Origin of the sequence: Streptomyces sp. NPDC086077, assembly GCF_040686175.1 — a bacterium.
Taxonomy (GTDB): domain Bacteria; phylum Actinomycetota; class Actinomycetes; order Streptomycetales; family Streptomycetaceae; genus Streptomyces.
This window is the reverse complement of the sequence record NZ_JBFBJT010000016.1, coordinates 41,562-59,358: the sequence shown is the minus strand read 5'-3', so window position 1 is coordinate 59,358 and position 17,797 is coordinate 41,562. Positions and strand designations below refer to the sequence as shown.

15 protein-coding genes are annotated in these 17,797 nt (G+C 72.4%); 11 read left to right on the top strand and 4 right to left on the bottom strand.

Annotated features, from left to right (window positions below; genetic code table 11):
* The first annotated feature begins 222 nt into the window (after positions 1–222).
* Complete coding sequence (locus tag AB0O67_RS07610) at positions 223–567, top strand: GNAT family N-acetyltransferase (RefSeq protein WP_365447236.1); 345 nt, start codon at positions 223–225, stop codon at positions 565–567.
* A 2-nt stretch (positions 568–569) separates the two neighbouring features.
* Positions 570–707: a hypothetical protein gene (locus AB0O67_RS07605; protein WP_365447234.1), complete on the top strand. Its 138-nt coding sequence runs from the start codon at positions 570–572 to the stop codon at positions 705–707.
* A 550-nt stretch (positions 708–1,257) separates the two neighbouring features.
* On the opposite strand, the gene gndA is transcribed toward AB0O67_RS07605, so the two are convergent.
* Positions 1,258–2,697 (bottom strand): NADP-dependent phosphogluconate dehydrogenase, encoded by a 1,440-nt coding sequence (gene gndA, locus AB0O67_RS07600; RefSeq protein WP_365447232.1) that lies wholly within the window; start codon positions 2,695–2,697, stop codon positions 1,258–1,260.
* A 394-nt stretch (positions 2,698–3,091) separates the two neighbouring features.
* Between gndA and AB0O67_RS07595 the strand changes: the two genes are divergently transcribed.
* Positions 3,092–4,279 (top strand): transglycosylase family protein, encoded by a 1,188-nt coding sequence (locus AB0O67_RS07595; protein WP_365447230.1) that lies wholly within the window; start codon positions 3,092–3,094, stop codon positions 4,277–4,279.
* Here the strand turns inward: AB0O67_RS07595 and AB0O67_RS07590 are convergent.
* Complete coding sequence (locus tag AB0O67_RS07590) at positions 4,269–5,381, bottom strand: DMT family transporter (RefSeq protein WP_365447228.1); 1,113 nt, start codon at positions 5,379–5,381, stop codon at positions 4,269–4,271. The genes AB0O67_RS07595 and AB0O67_RS07590 overlap by 11 nt on opposite strands.
* 210 nt (positions 5,382–5,591) lie before the next feature.
* On the opposite strand from AB0O67_RS07590, the gene AB0O67_RS07585 reads away from it, so the two are divergent.
* The 5 genes from AB0O67_RS07585 (at position 5,592) to AB0O67_RS07565 (ending at position 12,272) form a co-directional block, all read left to right on the top strand.
* Positions 5,592–6,392 (top strand): (2Fe-2S)-binding protein, encoded by an 801-nt coding sequence (locus AB0O67_RS07585; protein ID WP_365447226.1) that lies wholly within the window; start codon positions 5,592–5,594, stop codon positions 6,390–6,392.
* 83 nt (positions 6,393–6,475) lie between these two features.
* The gene (gene glgA, locus AB0O67_RS07580) at positions 6,476–7,627 is read left to right on the top strand and encodes a glycogen synthase (protein WP_365447224.1); all 1,152 of its coding nucleotides are present in this window, start codon (positions 6,476–6,478) and stop codon (positions 7,625–7,627) included.
* Positions 7,628–7,734: 107 nt separating this feature from the next.
* Positions 7,735–8,934, top strand: a complete 1,200-nt coding sequence (gene glgC / locus AB0O67_RS07575) for a glucose-1-phosphate adenylyltransferase (RefSeq protein ID WP_365447222.1) — start codon at positions 7,735–7,737, stop codon at positions 8,932–8,934.
* Positions 8,935–9,333: 399 nt separating this feature from the next.
* Positions 9,334–10,674, top strand: coding sequence for a wax ester/triacylglycerol synthase family O-acyltransferase (locus AB0O67_RS07570; RefSeq protein WP_365447220.1), 1,341 nt, complete (start codon positions 9,334–9,336; stop codon positions 10,672–10,674).
* A gap of 104 nt (positions 10,675–10,778) precedes the next feature.
* A complete protein-coding gene (locus AB0O67_RS07565) occupies positions 10,779–12,272 on the top strand; it encodes an SDR family NAD(P)-dependent oxidoreductase (protein ID WP_365447218.1) in 1,494 nt (497 codons plus the stop codon).
* 6 nt (positions 12,273–12,278) lie between these two features.
* Here AB0O67_RS07565 and AB0O67_RS07560 read toward each other — a convergent pair whose 3' ends face one another.
* Complete coding sequence (locus AB0O67_RS07560) at positions 12,279–12,452, bottom strand: hypothetical protein (RefSeq protein ID WP_365447216.1); 174 nt, start codon at positions 12,450–12,452, stop codon at positions 12,279–12,281.
* 681 nt (positions 12,453–13,133) lie between these two features.
* Here AB0O67_RS07560 and AB0O67_RS07555 point away from each other — a divergent pair.
* From AB0O67_RS07555 to AB0O67_RS07545, 3 genes are all read left to right on the top strand, one after another.
* Entirely contained in the window at positions 13,134–13,307 is a 174-nt protein-coding gene (locus AB0O67_RS07555) for a hypothetical protein (RefSeq protein ID WP_103782545.1), read from the top strand.
* Positions 13,308–13,360: 53 nt separating this feature from the next.
* Positions 13,361–13,843: a GNAT family N-acetyltransferase gene (locus tag AB0O67_RS07550; protein ID WP_365447214.1), complete on the top strand. Its 483-nt coding sequence runs from the start codon at positions 13,361–13,363 to the stop codon at positions 13,841–13,843.
* Between the two features lie 333 nt (positions 13,844–14,176).
* Entirely contained in the window at positions 14,177–16,516 is a 2,340-nt protein-coding gene (locus AB0O67_RS07545) for an alpha-L-fucosidase (protein WP_365447212.1), read from the top strand.
* 59 nt (positions 16,517–16,575) lie between these two features.
* On the opposite strand, the gene AB0O67_RS07540 is transcribed toward AB0O67_RS07545, so the two are convergent.
* On the bottom strand, positions 16,576–17,619 hold the full coding sequence (locus tag AB0O67_RS07540; protein WP_365447210.1) for a LacI family DNA-binding transcriptional regulator: 1,044 nt from the start codon (positions 17,617–17,619) through the stop codon (positions 16,576–16,578).
* Between the last annotated feature and the right edge of the window lie 178 nt (positions 17,620–17,797).

Below are 17,797 nucleotides of genomic sequence, written 5' to 3'. Positions count from 1 at the left end.
ACCTGACCGCACGCACCCTCGGTACAAGGGCCGACCGAGGGAGCGTCCGCGTCGGCGGGGGCCGTGCAAAGCGGCGGCCCACCTGGTCCAACGGGGGCCTTGTGATCATCGTCGGTTACGCTCAAGTGACGGACTTCGAGGCGCGGGCGCCGACGCCCCGAGTTCCGACCAGGAGCGCAGCCCGCAGGCCGTCAGGGTGTGGACCGTCGAAGAGGAGTGCCCATGAGCGAGACCGAGATCCGCGACGACCGGGCGGCGGGCCGCCTGGAGGCCGTCGGGGACGGCGAGGTCACCGGCCGTGTCGAGTACTTCGTGCTCGACGCCCCGAGGCGCGCCCTCGTGCCGGTGCACACCATCGTCGAACCGGCCCACGAGGGGAAGGGCATCGCGGGCGCCCTGGCGCGCGAGCTGTACGCCGTCGCCGCCCGCGAGGGCATCCCCGTCGCCCCGCTCTGCCCGTACGTCGTCAAGTGGGCCGAGCGCCACCCGGACGAGGCCCCCGCCGCCGACCCCGAGCTGCTGGACGCCGCGGAGGCGTGGCTGGCGGCGCATCCCGGACGCTTCTGAGCGTGCCGTCGCTGCCGCACACCTCGCCCCCGCACTTCCCGGTCTTCGAGGCCCTGCGCGCCGAGGACCACGCGGGCACGGTCACCGGCGCCGACGCGATCGTCCTCGCGCAGGCTCCATGCCACCAGCCCAACGGCTGAGGGCGGCCACCGTGCCGGTGCTGTCCAGCCCCTGGCCAGGACCGGCGGCGGGGGCGGGTGCGGTCGGCGCGCCGGACGGCCGGGAGAGGCCGCCTCGGCCACGAAGTGACTCCAGCGGGTGACTGGCGGCGCGGGGCGCCGGGTACGCGGGGGAGTAGTCCAGAGCCGACGCCCACCCACTGGCCGGAGGACATCATGACCAGCCCGCAGCCCGATCCGGTACCACCGCCGCCAGATCCGGTACCGCCGCCGCCAGGCCCGCAGCCCCACCCCGTGCCGCCGCCCGAACCTCCCCCGGCCCCGGCTCCTCCACCGCCGCCTGCCCCGGAGCCACCTCCGGCCCCCCACCCGGCCCCGGACCCGAGCCCGTCCCCCATCCCCCCGGGCCCCGAACCGGTCCCGAGCCCGGAACCCGGCCCGCCCCTGTCCTGAACAGCGACGGTGGGCGGTGTGTCGACGCCGCCCACCGCAACACCGCGGAGGGGGCGCGGGGAACTGCGTCACCAGCCCCGCCCGCCCGCACCCGCGCAACGACCGAACCGCCCGCCTCCTAGGCGGACACCTCCGACCGGTCGCCGCCCCACAGCGTGTGGAACGCGCCGTCCCGGTCGGTCCGCCGGTACGTGTGCGCCCCGAAGAAGTCCCGCTGTCCCTGCGTGAGCGCCGCGGGCAACCGCTCGGCACGCAGCGCGTCGTAGTACGCCAGCGCCGCCCCGAACCCCGGCGCCGGCACACCCTGCCGTGTCGCGGCGACCAGCACCTCACGCCAGTCGTCCTGCGCCTCGGCGATCTCCCGCGCGAACGTCTCGTCGGACAGCAGGCTCGGCAGGTCGGCCCGCGCGTCGTACGCGGCACGGATCCGGTCCAGGAAGGCCGCGCGGATGATGCAGCCGCCACGCCAGATCGAGGCGACCCGCCCGAGGTCGATGTCCCAGTCGTATTCCTCGCTGCCCGCGGCGATCTCGTGGAACCCCTGGGTGTACGACACGATCTTCGACGCGTACAGCGCCTGCTCGACCCGGTCCGCGAACGCCCCGGCCTCCTCCTTGCTCAGCGGCGCGGCCTTCGGACCCGCCAGCCCCCGCGAGGCCTCCCGCAGGGCCGCGTGCCCGGACAGCGAGCGCGCGAAGACCGCCTCGGCGATCCCGGACACCGGAACGCCCAGGTCCAGCGCGATCTGGACGGTCCAGCGGCCGGTGCCCTTCTGCTCCGCCTGGTCCACCACCACGTCCACGAACGGCTTGCCCGTCGCCTCGTCCACGTGCGACAGCACCTCGGCGGTGATCTCGATCAGGTACGAGTCCAGCCGGCCCGTGTTCCAGGTGCGGAAGATCTCCGCGATCTCCGCCGGCGAGTACCCGGCGACATCGCGGAGCAGCTGGTACGCCTCGCCGATCAGCTGCATGTCGGCGTACTCGATGCCGTTGTGCACCATCTTCACGAAGTGCCCGGCGCCGTCCGGACCCACGTGCGTCACACAGGGCGCCCCGTCGTCCGCCTTCGCCGAGATCTTCTCCAGCATCGGGCCCAGCGACCCGTACGACTCCTTCGAGCCGCCCGGCATGATGCTCGGCCCGTGCAGGGCGCCCTCCTCGCCGCCGGAGATGCCCGTGCCGACGAAGTGGATGCCCTGCTCACGCAGCTCGCGCTCACGGCGCCGGGTGTCCGCGAAGTGCGCGTTGCCGCCGTCGATGATCATGTCGCCGGGCTCCAGGAGCGGGGCGAACTCCTGGATCACCGCGTCCGTCGGCTCACCGGCCTTGACCATGATGACCAGGCGACGCGGACGTTCCAGTGCCGCGACGAAGTCCTTGGCGGTCTCGGCCGCGATGAACTCGCCCTCGCTCCCGAACTCCTCCACCAGCGCGTGCGTCCGCGACACGGTCCTGTTGTGCAACGCGACCGTGTAGCCGTTGCGCGCGAAGTTGCGGGCGAGGTTGCGGCCCATGACCGCGAGACCCGTGACGCCGATCTGGGCTGAAGTGCTCATACCGCCTGCTCCTCATGGGATCCGGGGACCCCGTAGATCGTGTATCGGTGGTGCCGATCCGGATATGTACGTCTGTATGTATTCGTGCCGTGTGCTGTAAGCCGTGTGCCGTGCGGTCGTCTGATCCGGTGCTGCCGACCATTGGTCCGTCGTCGTGCCGTCAGTATCGTCCCTCGGCCATCCTGACGTGCCGCTACGCCGACCGCATGTCCTGACCCGACGGGGCTCAGTACGTACGGAAGGGCCCGGGCGCCTCAGCGCGCGCCGGGTCACTCCGGCAACGGGGGTGCGATCCGCGCCACTTGGCACTTCCAGGCGGCCGATTGCCGTCTTGTCATGGCCTGTTCGCGGCGCATACTTTTGGCCCTCCTGACGCTTGTCGAGGGGGCTCTCCATGGCCGTACGCGGCCGGCACCGCCGGTATCAGCCGAACAGGATCAACCGCGCCTCGCTCACCGTCACGGCGGGCGGCGCCGGCATGGCCCTCCCGTTCGTCGGCACCGGAGCGGCGCACGCGGCCGACGTGGCCACCTGGGACAAGGTCGCCGCCTGCGAGTCGACCAACGACTGGAACATCAACACCGGCAACGGGTACTACGGAGGACTGCAGTTCAGCCAGTCCACCTGGGAGGCCTACGGCGGCACGGCGTACGCGGGCCGCGCGGACCTGGCCACCAAGGACCAGCAGATCGCCGTCGCCGAGAAGGTGCTCGACGGGCAGGGGCCCGGCGCCTGGCCGGTGTGCTCGCAGCGCGCCGGGCTGACCCGGGAGAGCCCGGACATCAGACCCGCCGGCACCACGACGCGTACCCCGAAGTCCACGACGGCGGACGTCCAGCCGCAGACCACGCCCCAGTCGCGCGCCGGGACCGCCGAGATGTACACCGTCGTCCGCGGCGACACACTCTCGACCATCGCCGACGAGCGTGACGTCCGGGGCGGCTGGCAGCGCCTGTACGCCGGCAACCGCAAGACCATCGGGGCGGATCCCGACCTGATCCTTCCGGGCCAGCGACTGAACCTGCGCGCCAAGGCCACGGGCACTTCGACCGCGCCGGCCGCCCCGAGCACGACGCGGCAGACCCCCAAGGCGCCCAAGGCCCCGCCCAAGGCGGCACCGAAGTCCCCGCCGAAGACCTCCGCTCCCGCCGACGACGGCGGCGGCGACCAGCGCGGCGACTCCCGCGTCGCCCCGGTCAGCGGCCCTCTGGGCACGGCCTACCGCGCGACGGGCTCCAGCTGGTCCAAGGGCTATCACACGGGTGTCGACTTCCCCGCCCCCACCGGGGCCACCGTGAAGGCGGTCGGGGCGGGCCGGGTCGTCGACGCCGGCTGGGGCGGCTCCTTCGGCTACCAGGTCGTGATCCGGCACTCCGACGGCCGGTACAGCCAGTACGCGCACCTGTCGGCCATCTCCGTCAAGGCCGGGCAGTCGGTGGGCGCCGGCCAGCGCATCGGCCGGGTCGGATCCACCGGCAACAGCACGGGCCCGCATCTGCACTTCGAGGTGCGGACCGGGCCCGGTTTCGGCTCCGACGTCGACCCGCTGGCGTACCTGCGGGCCGGGGGGGTCAGGATCTGACCCGGACGCGACTGCGCTCCAGGGCCGGGAAGGGGACGTAGGGCGCGCCGTACAGCGCGTGGTACTGCGGCGTGGCGTCCGAGGCGACGGCCGGCGCGGCGTTGTCGTACACGCCGTCGTCGTAGGCACCGGAGGGGTCCGCGGAGGTCGTGCGCGCGTCCCTGGTGTACTCGCCGTCCGCGAGCGGGCTGGGGAGGAAAACGCTGTCGGGCAGGGTCGCGGCGGCCGGCTTGCCGGTGGTGACGACGTCCGGCACGGGCAGCGGCGTCCCGGTCCCGGCGCGCTCGACACGCTCCGCCGTCAGGAGGATCAGTCCGCCCGCCGCCACCACGCCGCAGCCCAGGGCGAGCAGGGTGCCCGTGGTGCCGTACCTGAAGGACTCGCCGAACATGGTGATGCCCACCGCGGCGGCCACGACGGGGTTCACGACGGTCAGCGTGGCCAGCGGGGCCGTGAGTCCGGCGCCGCGGTAGGCGGCTTGGGACAGCAGCAGACCGGCCACGGCGAACACGCCGATCGCGGCCAGGGAGGGCAGCAGCGCCGAGGTCCGACCACCGGTCCAGTCGACCGCGACGGACTTCGTGAACACCGAGGACATGCCGAACGCTATGCCGGACGCCGTGGCGAGCACCATCGCACGCACCGCCGGATGCCGGTGCGCCGCACGGCCCACGGCCATCAGCGCGGCGACCACACCGGCGGTCACCACGAACACGCCCGTCTGCTGTGCCCCGTCAAGGGACCGCGAGCCGGAGGAGCCGACGAGCGACAGCAGGCCCGCGAGGCCGACGGTCGCCATGACGGCGCCCCGCCAGGCAGTCGACCCGGCCCTGCGTCCCACGAACAGCGCCGCCATGGGCAGCGCGAACACGATGGTGAGCGCCCCCAGCGGTTGCACCACGCTCAGCGGGCCGTAGGCCAGGGCCGCGACATGCAGCAGGCCGCCCAGACCGTTCAGCGCGACCGCGGCCCACCAGCCGGGCCTGCGCAGCGGCGCGTACTGCCCGTCCGCCTCCGCCACGCGCTCCTGGACGATCGCCCCGCCCGCGTACGCCACGGCGGAGACGAGCGACAGCAGCACGGAAAGCGCGAGGGCGCTCATGGCCTGCTCCTCTGCGGGCGGCGCAGGCGCTGGGCCCGGCGCGGCGAACGGTCGGTTCTCATAGGCAACACGATGCCTTGTCGCGCTGTTCCCGTCGTCGTACCTGAGCACGCAATGAGACCTACTGCCGATGGAGTACGACCAGCCGCACGTCATCCCCAGGGTGGGCTACGAGGGAGGTACATTCCTGGGGTTCGGCCCCTAGGGGCCTTGGTACTACTGCTCCTCGTGGAACTCGACCCCGCTCTCACCGCACTGCGACCGCTCGGCGGCTTCTTCGTCCTGCGCACGGTCGTGGACGGCCCCCGGGACCCGGCCGGACCGCTGCCGACCCTCGCGCAGACGTACGACGGTACGACGTCGGACGTCCGCCCCGGGGCTCTAGACTTCCCCGAGTCCCTGGACCTCCTCGATTCCCCGGGCTTCCCCGATCCCCTGGACCTCCGTGTCCGGAAGGTGGCGACGGCCCTGCGCGCCCCGCAGCCCCGGATCGCCGCCTCCGTGGCCCACCTGGGGCTCGCGGCCCGGCTCTGGTCGGCCGCCCTGGGCTGCGCCGCTCTGTACGGCCGGATCCCCGACCTAGCCCCACGGCTGCTGCGCTGGGACGCCGACGCCGGTGCCCCCGACGACCTGTGGCTCACCGAGGTGCGCCCGCTGCCGGGCGACGCCGCGACCCTCGTCGACGTCGTGCTGCACGGGCACCTCGAACCTCTGGCGGCCGCCCTGCGCGCCCGTCACCGGCTCCCGGAAGGCCTGCTGTGGGGCAACGCCGCGTCCGCGCTCGCGGGCGCCGCCCGCGAACTGGACCGCTGGGCGCGCGCACACGGCCGTACGGACACCGCGGCCCGGGCCCGCGCGCTGACCGACGGGCTCTTCGCGCACCCCCTCCTGCGCGACTCCGGCACCCTCACCGGCACGGCCTTCCGACGCCGCAGCTGCTGCCTGTACTACCGGGTGCCGGGCGGCGGCGTCTGCGGCGACTGCTGTTTCACCCGGGCGCCCACGGCTTGACCGGGCGGCCATCCCGTGGTCTTCCGCCCGCGACGCATCTGGGTGACCATGAAGGCACCAGCCGCTGAGACAGGGGGTTCCGGGTGCGAGTGGGACTGCTGACCCGGGAGTACCCGCCTGACGTGTACGGCGGAGCGGGCGTCCATGTCGAGTTCCTCGCCCGGGAGTTGCGGCCCCTGGTCGACCTAGACGTGCACTGCTGGGGCGAGGGCCGCAGCGAGGGCGTGGTCCGCCACCGCTCCTGGCCCACCCTCGACAGCGCCAACGACGCCCTGCGCACCTTCTCCGTGGACCTGTCGATGGCCGCCGCCCTCCAGGGCCGCGAACTCGTCCACTCGCACACCTGGTACGCCAATCTCGCCGGCCACCTCGCCAAACTCCTGTACGGCATCCCGCACGTGGTGACCGCCCATTCCCTGGAGCCGCTGCGGCCGTGGAAGGCCGAGCAACTCGGCGGCGGTTACGCCCTGTCGAGCTGGGCCGAGCGCACCGCGATCGAGGCCGCCGACGCGGTCGTCGCCGTCTCGGGAGCGATGCGCGAGGACATCCTCGCCTGCTATCCGGCGCTGGACCCGGCCCGCGTCCACGTCGTGCACAACGGCATCGACACCGGGATGTACCGGCCGGACCCGGCCACCGACGTCCTGCGCCGCCTCGGCGTCGACCCGGACCGCCCCTACGTGCTGTTCGTCGGCCGCATCACCCGGCAGAAGGGCGTGCCCCACCTGTTGCGCGCGGTGCGCGACATAGACCCGTCGGCGCAGGTCGTGCTGTGCGCGGGCGCGCCCGACACCCCCGAGATCGACCAGGAGTTCCGCGAGCTGTACCGGGAGCTGAGCCGGATCCGCGACGGCGTGCACTGGATCCGCCGCATGCTGCCCCGCCCCGAGGTGATCCAACTCCTCACCCACGCGGCGGTCTTCGTCTGCCCTTCGGTGTACGAGCCCCTGGGCATCGTCAACCTGGAGGCGATGGCCTGCGGCACGGCCGTCGTCGCCTCCCAGGTCGGCGGCATCCCGGAGGTCGTCGCCGACGGCAAGACGGGCCTTCTGGTACCGGTGGACGACGACTTCGAGCCCGGCCTCGCCCGCGCCCTGGACGCGGTGCTCGGCGACCCGGAGGGCGCCCGGCGGATGGGTGAGGCGGGGCGGGAGCGGGCGGTGGGGGAGTTCGGGTGGGACACGGTCGCCCGGCGCACGGCACGTCTCTACTCGGACGTCCTGTTTCCGGGGTAGTCGACAGAGCAGACCACGGCGGCACAACAGGTAAGAGGGGCGGCGGGATGCGGCGATGGGGGAACCCCCTGGTCGAGCGGAGTCGAGACCTCGGGGGAGGACTTTCGGTGCTGGGAATCGTACTGGCGGGCGGAGAAGGCAAGCGCCTGATGCCCCTGACCGCGGACCGGGCGAAACCCGCGGTGACCTTCGGCGGCACGTACCGCCTCGTCGACTTCGTCCTGTCCAACCTCGTCAACGGAGACATCCTGCGCATCTGCGTCCTCACGCAGTACAAGTCGCACTCGCTGGACCGGCACATCACCACCACCTGGCGGATGTCCAGCCTGCTCGGCAACTACGTCACTCCGGTCCCGGCCCAGCAGCGCCTCGGTCCCCGCTGGTTCCTGGGCAGCGCGGACGCGATCCTGCAGTCCCTGAACCTGATCCACGACGAACAGCCGGAGTACGTCGCGGTGTTCGGCGCCGACCACGTCTACCGCATGGACCCGCGCCAGATGCTCGCCCAGCACATCGACTCCGGCGCGGGCGTGACGGTGGCAGGCATCCGTGTGCCGCGCTCGGAGTCGCCCTCCTTCGGGGTGATCACCCCGGGCTCGGACGGCAGCACCGTCGAGCGGTTCCTGGAGAAGCCCGCCGACCCGCCGGGCCTGCCGGACGACCCCGACCGCGTCCTCGCCTCGATGGGCAACTACATCTTCACCACCAAGGTGCTCGTCGAGGCTCTCCAGCGGGACGCCGAGGACAAGAACTCGCTGCACGACATGGGCGGTTCGATCCTGCCCCAGCTCACCGCGCGCGGCGAGGCCCACCTGTACGACTTCGGCGACAACCACGTGCCCGGCGAGACCACCCGCGACCAGGGCTACTGGCGGGACGTCGGCACCCTCGACGCGTACTACGACGCCCACATGGATCTCATCGCCGAGCGGCCCGCCTTCAACCTCTACAACCGCAGCTGGCCCGTCTACACCCACTCCAGCCAGCTCTCACCGGCCCGCTTCAACGCCGGCGGCATCGCCGGCGAGTCCATCATCAGCTCCGGCTGCCTGATCCGGGGGCAGGTCACCCGGTCCGTGCTGTCGCCGGGCGTCGTGGTCGACCCGGGGGCGGTCGTGCAGGGCTCGGTCCTCCACGACAACGTGCACATAGGGCGCGGCGCGGTGGTGCGGGGCGCGGTGCTGGACAAGAACGTCGAGGTGCCCCCGGGGGCGACGATCGGGGTGAACCCGGAGCGGGACGCGGAGCTGTACACGGTGTCCAAGGGCGGGGTGATCGCGTTGGGGAAGGGGCAGCGGGTGCCGTGAGGGCGTGAGGGCGTGAGGGCGTGAGAGCTTGGCAGCGCGAGGGCGTGAGGGAGGCACGGGGTCGATCGCCTGTTCGGTCCCGCGCCCGGGGTGTCGCGGCCGGGTACGACGCCCGGATCCCTCCGCGCGGCGCCCGCCGTGTCCGAGTGGGGTGGTGGCGCCCGGAGCGTCCTCGTGTGGCGCGCGCCGTGTCTTCGTGTGACGCTCCCTACATCTCCGTGGTGCCCCTGCCCGTCCTTCGTGACCTCTTATGTCAGACGCGTCCCGTGAGTCCCACGCCCTTTCTCGGGTAGCGGGACTTAATCTGTTGTTAACTGTGCGTAGCCTGATCGTACTTGACCGTAATCGCGCGTGGGCGATTGACTGCTGGCCCACCCGTCGTCGACGCGAGGCAACCCATTGACTTCTGACGACCTGCTCGCTCCCCTCGACCTGGCGTTCTGGAACATCGAGTCGGACCGGCACCCCATGCATCTGGGGGCGCTCGGTGTCTTCGCGTCCCACTCGCCCGCCGCCGGTGCCCACGCCGCCGACCTGCTCGCCGCGCGTGCCGCCGCCGTGCCCGGGCTCCGGATGCGGATCCGGAACGTATGGCGGCCGCCGGCCCTGCGGCGCCCGCTGGCCTTCGGTGGCGCGGCGCGGGAACCCGCCCCCGACTTCGACCCGCTCGACCACGTCCGGCTGCATGCCCCGACGGCCGACTTCCACGCGGTGGCGGGCCGGCTGATGGAGCGTCCGCTGGAACGCGGCCGGCCGCCGTGGGAGGCGCACGTGCTGCCGGGGGCGGACGGCGTGTCGTTCGCCGTGCTCTTCAAGTTCCACCACGCCCTCGCCGACGGCCTGCGCGCCCTGACCCTGGCGGCGGCGATCCTGGACCCCACGGACCTGCATGCCTCCCGCCCCCGCCCGGCGGATCCGCCCCGCCGCCTCCTGCCGGACGTGCGCCAACTGCCCGACGTGGTGCGCGGTGCCCTCTCCGACGTGGGCCGCGCCCTCGACATCGGCGCCTCCGTCGCCCTGTCCACCCTCGGGGTGCGCTCGTCGCCCGCGCTCACCTCCGAGCCCTCCGGCACCCGCCGTACCGCCGGCGTGGTCCTCGACCTCGACGACGTGCACCGTGTCCGCAAGGCAGTCGGCGGCACCGTCAACGACGTCCTGATCGCCGTCGTCGCGGGCGCCCTGCGCCGCTGGCTCGACGAACGCGGCGACGGCAGCGACGGCGTCGCTCCGCGCGCCCTGATCCCGGTCTCCAAGCGCCGCCCACGCACCGCGCACCCGCAGGGCAACCGGCTGTCGGGGTACTTGATACGGCTTCCGGTCGACGATCCCGACCCGCGCGGCCGCCTCGACACGGTCCGCACGGCCATGGACCGCAACAAGGACGCCGGCCCCAACCGGGGCGCGGGTGCCGTCGCGCTGCTCGCCGACCACGTCCCGGCGCTGGGCCACCGGCTCGGCGGGCCGCTGGTCAGCCAGGCCGCGCGGCTCTGGTTCGACATCCTGGTCACCAGCGTCCCCCTGCCCGGCCTCGGCCTGAAGCTGGGCGGCAACGCGCTCACGGAGGTGTTCCCCTTCGCCCCGCTGGCCGCCGGGCAGTCCCTCGCCGTCGCCGTCTCGACGTACCGGGGGCGGGTCCACTACGGGCTCGTGGCCGACGCGGCGGCCGTACCGGACCTGGATCGGTTCGCCCAGGCGGTGGCCGACGAACTGGAGACGCTGATCAAGGCCTGTGCGCCGTGATCATGACGGGTTTGGCGGTGCGGCCCGGCGCTCCGTAAAATCTGCCGTTCGAATGCGGGCGCGACCGGAGCGCCGCGACGGCAGATCCAGGAACGGCAGCGGCGATGACGGTGACAGAGGACGGCTCGGCGATCACGGACGAGATCGTGTACGGGCCCGGCATCGACCCGGAGCGGCTCGCCGTGTGCCTGAGCGTGCTGGAGGAGCTCGACAAGCTGGACGTCGACCACCCCGACGCGATCCTGGTGCGCCGGGCCACGTCGCACATCTACCGCACCGTCAAGCAGCGCCGCCGGCAGGAGCGCCGGGCCGCCAAGACCGCCCACGACAAGGCGGTCACGGAGGCCACGGCGACCGGCTCCGCCGAGCGCATCGACGACGAGACCGAGGGCATCCTGCCCTCGTCGCGGACCGCCGAGGGCAAGATCGCGGGGATACTCCAGCGCCCCCGCTCCTGCTACACCTGCAAGCAGCGGTACGTCGAGGTCGACTACTTCTACCACCAGCTCTGCCAGGACTGCGCCGCCCAGAACCGCGCCAAGCGGGACGTCCGGGCCGACCTCAGCGGCAAGCGCGCGCTGCTCACCGGTGGCCGCGCCAAGATCGGCATGTACATCGCGCTGCGGCTGCTGCGTGACGGTGCGCACACGACGATCACCACGCGCTTCCCCAAGGACGCCATCCGCCGCTTCAAGGCGATGGACGACTCGGGGGACTGGATGCACCGCCTGGAGGTCGTCGGCATCGACCTGCGCGACCCGGCGCAGGCCGTCGCCCTCGCCGACCAGGTCGCCGAGGCGGGCCCCCTCGACATCCTGATCAACAACGCGACGCAGACCGTGCGCCGCCTGCCGTCCGCCTACGCCGCGCTGGTCGACGGCGAGAGCGCTCCGCTGCCGGCCGGTGAGCTGCCCGCCCACCACGTCATCGGTGCCTTCAACTCCGGCGCCGTCGACGGCCTGGCCGCGCTGCCCGTCGGCATCAGCGGCCTCGACGCGCAGCAGGTCGCCGACCTCGCCCTGGTCGCGGGCAACGCCAGCGTCGCCCGGCACCTCGACGGCACCGCCATCGACGCCGGCGGCCTCGTCCCCGACGTCGTCGACAGCAACACCTGGGTACAGACCATCGAGCAGATCTCCCCGGTGGAGCTGCTGGAGACCCAGCTGTGCAACTACACGGCGCCGTTCATCCTGATCAGCAAGCTCCGGCCGGTCATGGCCGAGGCCGCGAGGCGCGCGGCGAGCGGGCGGGCGTACGTGGTGAACGTCTCCGCGATGGAGGGCGTCTTCGGCCGTGGCTACAAGGGTGCGGGCCATCCGAACACCAACGCCGCCAAGGCCGCGATGAACATGGTCACGCGGACCAGCGCGCAGGAGATGTTCGACACCGACGGCATCCTGATGACCTCGGTCGACACCGGCTGGATCACCGACGAGCGCCCGCACTACGACAAGCTGCGCATGGCCGAGGCCGGCTTCCACGCCCCGCTCGACCTGGTCGACGGCGCGGCCCGCGTCTACGACCCGGTGGTGCGCGGTGAGGCGGGCGAGGACCTGTACGGCGTCTTCCTCAAGGACTACGCGCCCGGTAAGTGGTGAGCCCGCTCACCACTCACTGCGGGCGTTCTCCACGAGGTCCATCCAGGCGATGCCCATCAGCAGCGCGGCCACGCCGACCAGCAGGGCGCTCACGGCCAGGGCGAAGTACAGGACCGTACGGGACAGGCCCCCGAGGTCCGGGGTGCGCCGGGGGCGCGCGGGCGGAGTGACGTCGCTCATGGGTGCCACCTTCCTCACGGCGGCCTGCCGAGGCGTCCCGACCTTGCTGCCGGGGCGCGTCGGCCGACAGGCCCCACCCTCAGGATCCCACCGGCCCCCGCCGCCCGCACCCAGCCACCGGCTACCGCCGCCACCGGCTCCCGCCGCCGAGGTGTCCGACTCGCGGCCTGCCCCCAGGCCTACGCTGATGTCTGTGACCGGGCCCGCTGGCGTCTCCGGCCCAGGGCCGCGGGGGGTGTCTTCGGCTCCGGGCCCGCAACGCTGCTTGCCAATCGGCCAACGCGACCTGAACTGCGTGACGCCGCGGCGGGCCGGTCGCGGGCCTGTTCGCCCAGGTAGGCCGGCCGGGTGAGTCACCCTGGGTCCCTTTCGTTACAGATGGCCCAAGGTTCGCCTGATCGAGCACGGGATGACGCGAGAACGTTACCCGCAGTTTTCAGCCCCATCGAGCATGCCCCCGCTCATTTGGTTAATCTGGTCCGGACGGGCAGCAGCAACGGGTCCCCACCCACACCCATCGTCCGTCCAGGGACAAGCCGGTGCACAACGGCGTGCTCTCACGCGAGTTACCGACGCCACCGCGTCCAACTGCAACATGGCAGAACCCGAACGGGCGTCGGGCAGCGGACCGCAAGCCGCCGGCGCGCCCCGGCGGGTGACCCGACACTTAAGGAGTGCGCGGTGACACCGGAGAAGACGAATCGCGAACAGCGCCCCAAGGAACGCACGGAGCGCGCGGGCCGCCGGCCAGGCGAGATCGGCAGCCTCGACGTGTGGGCCCGGTCCGCCCCGATCCGCCTGGCGGGCTACGAGGAGGACCTCGCCGAGCCGCACATCCTGCCCAGCGTGGACTGACCGGCAGGAGCCTTCGCGATCGCCGACCGCATGGGCGTGCCAGACTCACGCCCATGCTGATCAGGGAAGCCGCGGCCGAGGACTGGCCGCACATCTGGCCGTTCTGGCACCGCATCGTCGCCGCCGCCGAGACCTACGCCTGGGACCCGGACACCACCGAGGACGCGGCCCGAGCCCTGTGGATGAACCCGGCCAAACGCGTCTACGTCGCCCAGGACGACGACGGGACCGTCATCGGCTCCGCCTACCTCACCCCGAACTACGGCGGCCCCGCCGCCCGGATCGCCAACGCCGGCTTCATGGTCGACCCCGACCAGGCCGGCCGCGGCATCGGCCGGGCCCTCGCCGAGCACATCCTGACCCAGGCCAAGGTCCACGGCTACCGTGCCATGGTGTTCAACGCGGTCGTCGAGACCAACCCGGCCGTCCAGCTGTGGGCGTCCCTCGGCTTCACGATCCTGGGCACGGTGCCGGACGCGTTCGACCACCCCCAGCACGGCAGGGTCGGCCTGCACATCATGCACAGGACCCTCTAGGGCCGGTCCGGCCGGTCATGCCGCGGACGACCTGGCCGGCCGGTCGACGGGCGCCGTCCGCCGCCATGGGTGCGCCGCCTCCAACTGGCGTGCCAGCTCCAGCAGTTCCCCTTCCGATCCGGGCCGCCCCACGGGTGCGTGGTCTGCCCGACATCCTCGCAGGCTCGGTGCGACAGCGCAGGGTGGCCGGTCAGCCGCCTTCGCCGGGTCGGCCCGCTACGGTCGCGGGGTCGGTGTCATCCGATCAATAGCGCAATTTCCTTGACCGCACGCCCCGTTGACACTCCTGCGTGGCCGCTCAATCATCAGACATCCGATGAATTGGAGCCGCTTGTGACCACGTATCCAAGGCGTCAGGTCCTGGGAGCCGCCGCCGGGGCCGCCGTTGCGGCCGGCCTCCCCCTCGCGACCCCGGCTGAGGCGCGCGCCGCCGGTGACCGGCCGGACGAGTGGGTCCCCGTCCCCGACGCGATACCCGTGCCGCTCGACGCGTACCTGGACAACGACGGCATCGACACCGCGTCCGCACGCGGTGGGAACTTCGACGGGTCCGGCTACACCTTCCCCGGTGAGGAACTCCCGGCCGGGCCCGTCGAGGTGGACGGGACCCTGTTCACCTTCCCCTCCTCCGCCGAGGGCGCCAGGAACAACGTCGTCGCCCTCGGTCAGCGCATCGACCTCCCCAAGGGGCGCTACCTCTCCGCCGTGTTCCTCACGGCGGGCAGCTACGGCAGCGCCTCAGGGCGGGCCACCGTGCACTACGCGGACGGCGGCACCACCACCGCCGGGCTCGGCGGTGCGGACTGGTACTCGGCGGGCGGTCCGTTGTCGGCCGGTTACCGCTACAAGCCGGACGGCAGCAAGGACGAGCACCGGGTGGGGATCGGCACCGCGGAGGTGTGGCTCGACCCGCGGCGCGAGGCGGTCGCCCTGACGCTGCCCACGACCAACCCGGCCGAGGAGGGCAAGACCTCTCTCCACGTGTTCGCCCTCTCCCTCCAGCCGGCCGTGGAGGGGCGGGCGCTGGCCCTGCGCAACGTCCGCTCGACGCACTCACTGCTGGAGTCCTCGGGCGCCCAGAGCGTCGAGGCCACCGTCGTCAACGCGGGCACGGTCGCGGTCCTCGCCACCGACCGGCTCAGCGTGAGCGTGGAGGTGCCCGGCGCCAGGACCGTGCAGCCCGCCGCGGTGCGGCGCCTCGACCCCGGCGAGCAGGCCCGCGTCCGCGTCGGCATCCGCAACAGGGCCGGGACGCCGCCCGGCACCACGCGCGACGGCCGGGTCGTGGCCAGGGGCCGGGGGCAGCAGGCCGCCGCCGGCACCGGGAGGCTCGGGCTGGGAGTCCCCGACTACCGGCCGGCCGAGGACTCCCTCGCGGGTCACCAGGCGCCCTACTGGTTCCACCGGGCCAAGTTCGGCATCTTCATCCACTGGGGCGTCTACTCGGTGCCGGCCTGGTCACCCGTCGGCAAGCAGTACGCCGAGTGGTACTGGAACCACATGGAGAGCCCGGACAACGAGGTCCACGCCTACCACCGGCAGAAGTACGGCGAGGACTTCGCGTACGACGACTTCATCCCGATGTTCACGGCGAAGAGGTTCGACCCGCGGGCCTGGGTGGAGCTGTTCCGGGACGCGGGGGCGCAGTACCACGTCCTGACCTCCAAGCACCATGAGGGCTTCGCCCTGTGGGACACCCGGTTCGCCAACCGCAACTCCGTGAAGATGGGCCCGAAGCGCGATCTGATCCGCGAACTGTTCGACGCCTCCGCGCGGTACACGCCCGAGCTCCGGCGCGGCCTGTACTTCTCGATGCCCGAGTGGTTCAACCCGGACGACCCGTGGATGGGCCACGCCCCGCGCAACCCCTACACGCTGGAGCCGGTTCCGTACACCGGATACACCGCGGGCAAGGACTACGTGAAGGACTATCAGGCCGCGCAGATGCTGGAGCTGATCCACGGCTACGACCCGGCCCTGCTGTGGTGCGACATCGGCGGCGCCAACGACAGCCTGCGCGTCCTCGCCGAGTACTTCAACCACGGCAAGAACCGGGCCAAGCCCTACGAGGTCGCCGTCAACGACCGCTCCGGCATCGGCTTCCACGACTTCACGACCCCCGAGTACACGACGTACGACAACACCGTCGTCGCCAAGTGGGAGTCCAGCCGGGGCCTGGACCCCCGTAGCTACGGCTGGAACCGGGCCACCCCGGACGACGCCTACATGACCGCCGAGGAGGTCGTCCGAAGCCTCGTCGACATCGTCGCGAAGAACGGCAACTTCCTGCTCGACATCGGTCCGCGCGCCGACGGCACCATCCCCGAGATCATGGAGACCCGGCTGCGGGAGACCGGCCGCTGGCTGCGGACCAACGGCGAGGCGATCTACGACACGACCTACTGGTCACGGATGGCGGAACTCGGCGAGGACCTGCGCTTCACGGTCCGGCAGAACCACGCCTTCTACATCCACTCGCTGACCGCGCCCGGCAGCAAGCTGATTGTCGAGGCGCCGGTGCCGATCCGCGCCGGGGACAAGGTGACCATGCTCGGCCACCACCGGCCGCTGACCTGGCGGGTGAGCAACGGGGCGCTGGTGATCGACGTTCCGGCGGCGGCCCGCAAGTCCGGTGAGCACGTCTGGGTGTTCAAGGTGGAGTGGCAGAGCTGAGCCGACCCTGCGACGGCCCAGGGGGTGGACGTCCTCGGTGACGTCCACCCCCGTCGGTCTCACGCCCGGCAGGGGCCCGTGCTGTCCCGCTCGATCAGTCGCGGCACCGGCACCTGCACCGTCCGAGCCGGGCCGCCGTCCAGCAGCGACGTCAGCTCCTGCGCGGCGGTCCGGCCGAACTCCACCGTGTCGCGGGAGAGCGCGGACAGCCACGGCTTGACCATGCGGCACAGCGCGGAGTCCTCCCAGGCCACGACCGAGACATCCCCCGGCACCCGGAAGCCCAGTTCCGCCGCGGCCGCCACGCCGGCGACGGCCATCACGTCGTTGTCGTAGATCAGGGCGGTCGGGGGAGCGGCGCCGGACAGCACCCGGCGGGTCACCGCGGCGCCCTCCGCGTCGGAGTAGTCGGTGGTCACCGACCGCACCTCGGTCAGACCGCGCCGCCCGGCCTCCGCGCGCAGCGTACGGATCCGGCGGTCGGTGTGCGCGAGTCCCGCGAGACCGGCGATGTGGACGACACGCCGGTGACCGAGGGCGTGCAGCTCGCCGACGACCGCTGCCATGGCGCCCCCGTCGTCGGCCCACACCGTGGACATACCGGGGTGGCGCTCGTCTGGCGCGCCGCCGATCACCACGGCGGGCAGGCCGAGTTCGTCGAGGAGGCCGGGCCGGGGGTCGTCCGTGCGCGGGTCGACGACCAGGACGCCGTCCACCCGGTGCTCGGCCCACCAGCGCCGGTACACCGCGCACTCGTCGACCACGTCCTCGGCGACCTGGAACAGCAGCCCGAGATGACGCTCCGCCAGCACCACCTGGATGCCCGACACCAGTTGGAGGAAGAAGGAGTCCACGCCCAGCGTGTGCGCGGGCCGCGCCAGCACGAGGCCGACCGTCGCCGCCCCCTCGCCGGACAGCGCGCGGGCCGCCGTGCTGGGCCGCCAGCCCAGCTGCTCGGCCACCCGCCGTACCCGTGCCCGGGTGGCGTCCGAGACCCCTGGCCTGTCGTTGAGCGCGAAGGACACGGCGCTCTCGGAGACCCCGGCGCGCCGCGCGATGTCCTTCATCGTCGGCCGGCGCGCGGGAGACCGCTTGCCCGACAACCCCGCCTCCCCATTCGGTCACGTCGAGGACTAATGCGCTTCAGCACTCCCCCGAGGGCCGCACTCTAAAGCGCATTAGCGATCGACCGCAAGGGTCCACTCAAATGGCTGTGACCTGCGTCCATGTCCAACTAATGACTTTAGCTGAGCCAAATCCATTGACTTCCCTTCGAGTTGC